At 39.9% G+C, this 6,979-nt stretch carries 4 protein-coding genes and 1 pseudogene; 2 read left to right on the plus strand and 3 right to left on the minus strand.

The genetic code is table 11. The features are described 5' to 3' along the window. Positions 1 to 63: 63 nt before the first annotated feature. Entirely contained in the window at positions 64 to 3,132 is a 3,069-nt protein-coding gene (locus tag GQR46_RS13975) for an efflux RND transporter permease subunit (protein ID WP_165728028.1), read from the minus strand. Between the two features lie 2 nt (positions 3,133 to 3,134). Then, positions 3,135 to 4,217, minus strand: coding sequence for an efflux RND transporter periplasmic adaptor subunit (locus GQR46_RS13980; RefSeq protein ID WP_165728027.1), 1,083 nt, complete (start codon positions 4,215 to 4,217; stop codon positions 3,135 to 3,137). A 122-nt stretch (positions 4,218 to 4,339) separates the two neighbouring features. On the opposite strand from GQR46_RS13980, the gene GQR46_RS13985 reads away from it, so the two are divergent. Continuing rightward, a complete protein-coding gene (locus tag GQR46_RS13985) occupies positions 4,340 to 5,242 on the plus strand; it encodes a LysR family transcriptional regulator (RefSeq protein WP_165741270.1) in 903 nt (300 codons plus the stop codon). Next, entirely contained in the window at positions 5,232 to 5,537 is a 306-nt protein-coding gene (locus GQR46_RS13990; protein ID WP_165741271.1) for an MGMT family protein, read from the plus strand. Before GQR46_RS13985 ends, GQR46_RS13990 begins: the two co-directional genes overlap by 11 nt. 850 nt (positions 5,538 to 6,387) lie before the next feature. Here GQR46_RS13990 and GQR46_RS13995 read toward each other — a convergent pair. Then, positions 6,388 to 6,979 (minus strand): annotated as a pseudogene (locus GQR46_RS13995) (hypothetical protein); the annotation flags it as partial.

The following is a 6,979-nucleotide window of genomic DNA, read 5'->3' on the forward strand; positions in this document are numbered from 1 at the left end:
ATAAAAATGCCACAGGATTTTGAGCCTGTGGCATTTTTTAATGTTAACCAATTATATGTTTAACTACTTACGTGGCTCGTAATCAATTCTAAATATAACCGTGTACAGTACCGGCACTACAATTAAAGTCAAAATTGTAGCAAAGCCCAAACCAAACATAATTGTTACCGCCATTGACTGAAAAAACACGTCAAATAACAGCGGGATCATACCCAAAATAGTCGTTATAGCTGCCATTGCAACTGGTCGCACACGGCTCACACCAGAGTCAAACACGGCTTCATAGGGCGATTTACCTTCCCTTAATTCAAGATTTATTTGATCAACTAATACAATACCGTTTTTAATTAGCATACCGCTTAAGCTTAACAAACCAAGTAGCCCCATAAAGCTAAACGGCGCATTCATAGCTAACAAACCCGCGCTTACACCAATAATAGCCAACGGCACAGTTGCCCAAATAACAAGTGGCTGTTTGAGCGAGTTAAAAAGTAGTACGGTTACTGCAAACATAGCTAAATAACCCAGCGGTAATGAGCCAAATATTGCTTTTTGCGCCTTGCTTGATGACTCAAACTCGCCGCCCCATTCTAGTTGGTAACCACGCGGTAGTTCCATGTTCTCTATCGGACCGCGAATACGGGCAAATAGTTTTGCAGGTGTTTCATCCCCTAATACATTATTATCGGCCATTACTGTAATAGTACGTTTGCGATCGCGGCGCATTATTAGGCTGTCTTCCCACTGCACATCAAATTCGTCTACAACTTGAGTCACTGGTACAAATACACCAAGAACTGGGCTGTATATTTGAAGGTCGTGTACGCTTTCTACGTTTAAGCGCTCGTTAGCAGGAGAGCGAGCAATAATGGGTAGCAATTGCGTGCCATCGCGATATACGCCCACTTGTTTACCCGATAAGCTCGTTAGTAATACATTGTCTAAGTCTGATTTACTAATGCCTAATCGACGTGCTTTTTGCTCGTTAAATTGCGGGCGAATCATTTTAGTACGTGCGCGCCAGTCATCACGAATATTATAGGCGCCATCGTCGCTACCAATCAATTCTTCGGCTGTAGCAGCGAGTTGTCTTAAAATAACAGGATCAGGGCCCGAAAAACGTGCTTCTATTTTTGCATCAGTAGAGGGGCCAATTTCCATCGGTTTAATTTTAAGCTGTGCAGAGAGTGCATGATTGCTTGAGTAATCACGCACTGTTTGCATTACAGTTGCTACGGCTTCTCTGTCGGCAACACGAATAATTAATTGCCCGTACGCGGGATATGATTTTTCTGGCGCGTAGGTAAGCATAAAGCGCGGTGCACCTTGGCCTGTTGTACTTGTTACTTCTTCAACAAGGTCTTCTTTTTGTAAAAACTCTTCAAGTTTTTTAACGCCCTCAAGGGTTGATCGAATATCAGAGCCTTGCTCTTGCCAGTAATCTACATAAAACATAGGTGTATTAGAGGCAGGAAAAAACGACTGTTTTACAGAGCCAAAACCAATAACCGCAGTACACAGTAAAACAACCATTAATATAAGCGTGGTTTTTCTAAAGTGCAGCGCTAAATCTAAAATCGCTTTGTAACCATTAAAAATAAAGCCTTTGTATGGGTCTTCATCTTCTTGGCCTTCTTCGTTTTTAAATTCGTTTTCTTTAAACATTAAATTGGCAAAAAATGGCGTTAGCGTAATGGCTGTTATCCAGCTTAATAAAAGCGAAATAAACAACACCCAAAACAAGCTACCGGCAAATTCACCACTGGCATCAGAGCTTAAACCAATTGGCGCAAATGCAGTTACTGCAATAACTGTTGCACCTAGTAAAGGCCATTTTGTTTGCTCAACAATATTAACAGCCGCTTTGAGTTTTGTTTGGCCACGTTTGAGGTTTATCAGTATGCCTTCGGTGACGACTATTGCGTTATCGACCAGCATACCAAGAGCAATAATAAGTGCCCCAAGCGATATACGTTGCAAGTCGATAGCAAACAACTTCATAAATATAAACGTACCCAGTACAGTAAGCAGTAAAATACCACCAATTAAAATGCCGCTTTTTAAACCCATAAATAACAGCAGTACAACAATAACAATCGCAATGGCTTCAAGTAAGCTGATAATAAAACCATCAACCGATTTTTGAACCTCTTGTGGTTGGTTGTATACCGAATTTATGTGAATACCATGAGGGCGTTGATATTCAAGTGATGCTAAATGCTCGTCTATGTTTTTACCCACATCAACCACGTTAACACCCGACATAAACGACACGCCAATAAGTAAAGCTTGCTGAGAGTTATAACGAATAATGTTATTTGGTACTTCTGCGTACTCTCTGTAAACCTTTGCTACATCGCCTAAATAAATAAGCTCATTGGCACCTGATTTTGAAATTAATAAGGTTTCGAGCTCTTTTACATCTTTAAATTCACCAGTAGGATGCAAGCGAATTGATTCATCGCCCACGCGAATTTTACCCGCGTTAGATACCGTATTTTGCGATTGCAATAACTGGAATATATGGCTTGGCGCAATACCTAATTGAGCGAGTTTACGCGTAGAAACTTCAACCATTACTTGCGCTTGTTGTTGGCCCGCAACGGTTACTTTACTAACGCCTTTAACCAATACCAGTTCGCGCTTTAAAAAATCGATGTAATCTTTAAGCTCATCATACGAATAACCATCGCCGGTTACCGAATACATAACACCGTAAACATCGGCAAAGTCGTCCAAAATAGTGCTTGGGTAAACACCACTGGGTAATGACGGAGAAAGGTCGTTAATTTTACGACGCATTTCATCCCAAATTTGGCGAAGCTGTTCTTTACGATAATTGCTTTTCATTTCTACAGAAATTTGTGATTTACCGTTAGATGAAATAGACGTAACGTAATCGACATAAGGCAATTGCTGAATCGCGTTTTCAATCGGAAAAGTGACTTCTTCTTCAACTTGCTGCGGCGAAGCGCCAGGGTACATGGTAATAACCATGGCTTTTTTAAGCGTAAACTCAGGGTCTTCTAGTTGCCCTAAATCAAAGTACGACACACTACCGCCAATTAATAGCAGCAGCGTAAACATCCAACTGATTACTTTTTTCTCTATGGAGAGTTGTGCAAAGCTCATAATTATAAGCCTCGCTCTTTATTCCATGCTCTTACTTTCATGCCTTCTTTTAGTGAATGCACACCGGCAGAAACCACAATTTGGCCTTCTTCAATACCGCTTAATACTTCAATGCCATCGCGGTGCAACTGGCCAACCTTTACAGCTTGTTTATGCACTTGGCTAGTTTTTGAATCAAAAAGCCATACGTAGGCGTTATCTTCAATTGATTCTTGCGGCTCAGAAAACACCGACTCGATAGGTAAGATTGTATAAGCAACTTGCGAGCGCGTTACTTTACTTAAATCAATAAGCACGCTACCCGTCATACCGGCTAGTAAATTAAAGTCCTCAGGTACTGGTAGCGAAAATACAACTTTATAAGTAAGTGTTGCAGGATCTGCTTGGGTATCCCACTCTTTAATATCAAGTATGTATTCTTTGTCGTCAAAGCCATCAAACTTTACAGTAGGGTGGTAATCGGTGCCTTTTTTAAAGCGAGCGACTATTTTTTCAGGAACCTGAATTTCTACGTCCATTAAATCGCGTGTTTCTAAGCGTAATATATTTTGCTTTGCTTGAATATTTTCAAAGTTTTTAACAAACACCTTAGCCACTGTGCCTGAAAATGGTGCGCGTAGTTCACTGTACTCAAGGTTCGTTTGTGCAATTCTAAATGCAGATTCAGCAATTTGCATATTAGCAGTGGCTTGATCTAATTCTGATTGGCTGGTGATTTTTTTCTCAAACAATTGCTCAATACGACCAAGTTGTGATTTTGCCAGTTCAAAGCGTGCTTTACGCTCGTCAAACTGTAGCTGAAAATCTTCTGGGTCTAGCTTTGCTAATAAATCACCTTTTTCAACGTGTTCACCAGCAAGAACCGGAAACTTAATAAGTTCGCCATTTACTCTAAAAGCAAGGTACGAGCCTTGGTTTGCAACAACTTCAGCAGGAAAACTACGAATGTTAGTTTGAGAATCATGACCTATGTTGAATAATTTAACTGGGCGAATGGGCTCTTCTTTAACTTGTTGTTCTGGCTCAGAACAGGCTATTAAGCTAAGTAAAGTCGTTGTTAATAAACATAGACGAAAGAGTTTCATGTCTTCTCCGTTGCAATGATGGCAAAATAATTAAGTGCAGCATACGCTGCAAACATATAAAATAAAAATCATTAAATTTTAGAAACTCAATAAGTTTTACTTATAATGTTGCAGAGTGCTATATGAAGCTGAATCAATTAATAATTTTAGATGCCATAGTGCAAAGCGCGAGCTTAAGCGGGGCAGCACTAAAGCTACATAAAACACAGCCAGCGCTTACACTCGCTATTAAAAATCTAGAAGAAAAAATAGGGTTTGAGTTACTAGACAGAAGTAAGTACCGATTACAGCTTACTGAAAAAGGGCGTATTTTTCATCGCGAAGCGAAGCAACTCTTGCATGCCAACGACGAGCTGGCACAACTTGCTAAAGAATTGGCACTCGGTAATGAGCCCCAATTTAGAATTTGTTACGAACAACTTTGCCATATGCAAAGTTACAACGAGATCATAAGTAATACTTTTAGGTTGTTTACAAGCACAGAATTTAGCTTAACAAGCGGAAAACGCTTTATTTCATTAGAGCAAGTAAACAGCGGACAAGCCGAATTAGGCATTGGCCCGTGGTTTGATTTATTTCATGCAACAGGCGATTTAGAAAGCGTCCCCATAGGTAGGCTCGATATTGGCATTGTGAGCGCTAAAGGCGTACTCCCTCAAAAACTCACCTATAGCGAACTGCAAACGTATCCGTGTTTAGCCATGTTTGAAAGTGACTTGAGTATCGACAGCGACAGGCTATCGTACTCGAAAGGCTCCGCCATGATGAAAATTGATGATGTATCTACCCTAAAATCGTTTTTACTCTCAGGCGCGGGTTGGGCAATGATGAGCTTAGAGCACTGCGACCCTGAAATAAAAGCAGGCTTACTTCAAGAAATACACATAACTGACCGAGAGCATAAATTTAGCGCGCAAATTAGAGCCTTTAGGCAGCATGCAATGCACCACGGCCCTGTAGCGCGTACTATCTGGGAGCAATTTAAACAATTAAGTAAGGAATATTCTAACAACAATGGATATTGATAAAGAAACGCTTATTTATACTGTTATCGCAGGCATACCAGTAGGAAAAGTAGCAAGTTACGGGCAAGTTGCAGCACTTGCGGGCTACCCGCAAAACTCACGGTTGGTCGGGCGCTTATTAAAAATGATGCCAAACGACTCGGTTATACCTTGGCACAGGGTAGTGAATAGCCAAGGTAAAATATCATTCCCTGCAGGTAGCGAAAAATACCAAGAACAGCGCGAAAAGCTACTATCAGAAGGTGTGCTGTTTAAAAGCGACAAAGTAAATATGCGCGAGTGCCGGTGGGAGTGATATGACTATTATTGGCAGGTAAGTGCCAATTGCGGACGTTAATAACGCCGCCTTATGCGGACAAAAATTGTGGGGTGAAATGCGTAGCAAAACAAATCGTAACTCACTGTTTTTTTGTTTAGTTTAAATACCTTTCTTATGTAGCATAAAAACTCAACATCACGAATATACATTGGCTAGAGCTACAACGGCATCGGAAAACATTATAAACTATTCTTCATTGCTGAAGCTTACGTTGTTTGCATCCCCCAATACAAAAACGTGCTTTCTCAGATGACCAACGTAAAATGTAATAATCCCTTGTACCTAGCCATAGCTCCCCGTCCTGCCACCACTCGAATATGATGATTTCATTACAACCATGTACAACAAATGAGTCCAAACAAGGAACTTCTGCAACTTGTAAATAAAAGGAGGTTAACTGTTTAGTCACCTCATCAGGAACACCATGACCATGACCATGAGCTCTGAGTTTAAATATCGTTAGAGACTCCTCAGGTGCCGACTTGACCCTACAACCATGTTCTTGAAAAATAGGCTCTAACACATTTATGACATGTTGCATGATTATCCTCCAAGCTACATAACGGCTTTATCAGTGGACACTTTCCCTATTCTAGCGCGAAAACGTCCTTATTTTATGAGTTTCTATTAATAGCAAATAGTGTAAGTTATTGACATTAATAAATATTGTTCTTAGGAAAGGTTGTTTTACTATGTAAAAAAGGGGAAAACTTCCTCTTAGTATCGCTTAGCTAATCCCAATAGATTCTGAATATCCGTTGTTCGGTGTGAGTTCAAGCATTCGAAGCCGACATAATGGGTACGTGCCAGCTGAGAAGTTAATTGTTCAGAATTCACTCTTTAAATATGCAGACTCGTCTATATAATCAATTACCAATTCAAAATATTGAAGAGCCGAACCACCTAAAGCTCCATCTATTTTTTTATCCATCATTGATGACATGAATTTGTGGAAGTTATTATCTGCCCTCCGTGTAAACCAAACCGGCCCTGTAACTTGCTCGGCAATCATAACTTTAGGGACCTTTATCATTGATTCTCCAGTATTAGACTCCGCCTTTTCAATAACAGCCCAACTTGGATTTTGAGTTTTCCAATTTTCAAAAATACTGGCTGAAATAAAAGAAGTACCTACTACCTTTGATGTACCTTGTATATGCTTTGCCGCTGCATCGGTTAATATTGATGTTGCACCAGTATCTAAAAGCATTTGGTATTCTATCCCTTGAACTTTTATTTCGATTCTAGGAAATGCGGTGGTGTATTTTTGTTGCGAGTCTTTTTGAAAACCTAGTTTTATCTTCTTGAATTTGTATAAGTTTATTTCATCTAAAGATTGCAGGATGGACATAGATTTATTTAAATAGTCAATTTTAATAATTTTTTCTGCGTGCCATCGGCCACCTAAAAAACCATCA

The organism is Pseudoalteromonas sp. Z1A6, from assembly GCF_011378745.1.
GTDB lineage: Bacteria > Pseudomonadota > Gammaproteobacteria > Enterobacterales > Alteromonadaceae > Pseudoalteromonas > Pseudoalteromonas arctica.

Bases quoted from the DNA above. Each gene is read 5' to 3' on its own strand.
- GQR46_RS13985 (WP_165741270.1), top strand. From the start codon at position 4,340: ATGAAGCTGAATCAATTAATAATTTTAGATGCCATAGTGCAAAGCGCG.
- GQR46_RS13990 (WP_165741271.1), top strand. From the start codon at position 5,232: ATGGATATTGATAAAGAAACGCTTATTTATACTGTTATCGCAGGCATA.
- GQR46_RS13975 (WP_165728028.1), bottom strand. From the start codon at position 3,132: ATGAGCTTTGCACAACTCTCCATAGAGAAAAAAGTAATCAGTTGGATG.
- GQR46_RS13980 (WP_165728027.1), bottom strand. From the start codon at position 4,217: ATGAAACTCTTTCGTCTATGTTTATTAACAACGACTTTACTTAGCTTA.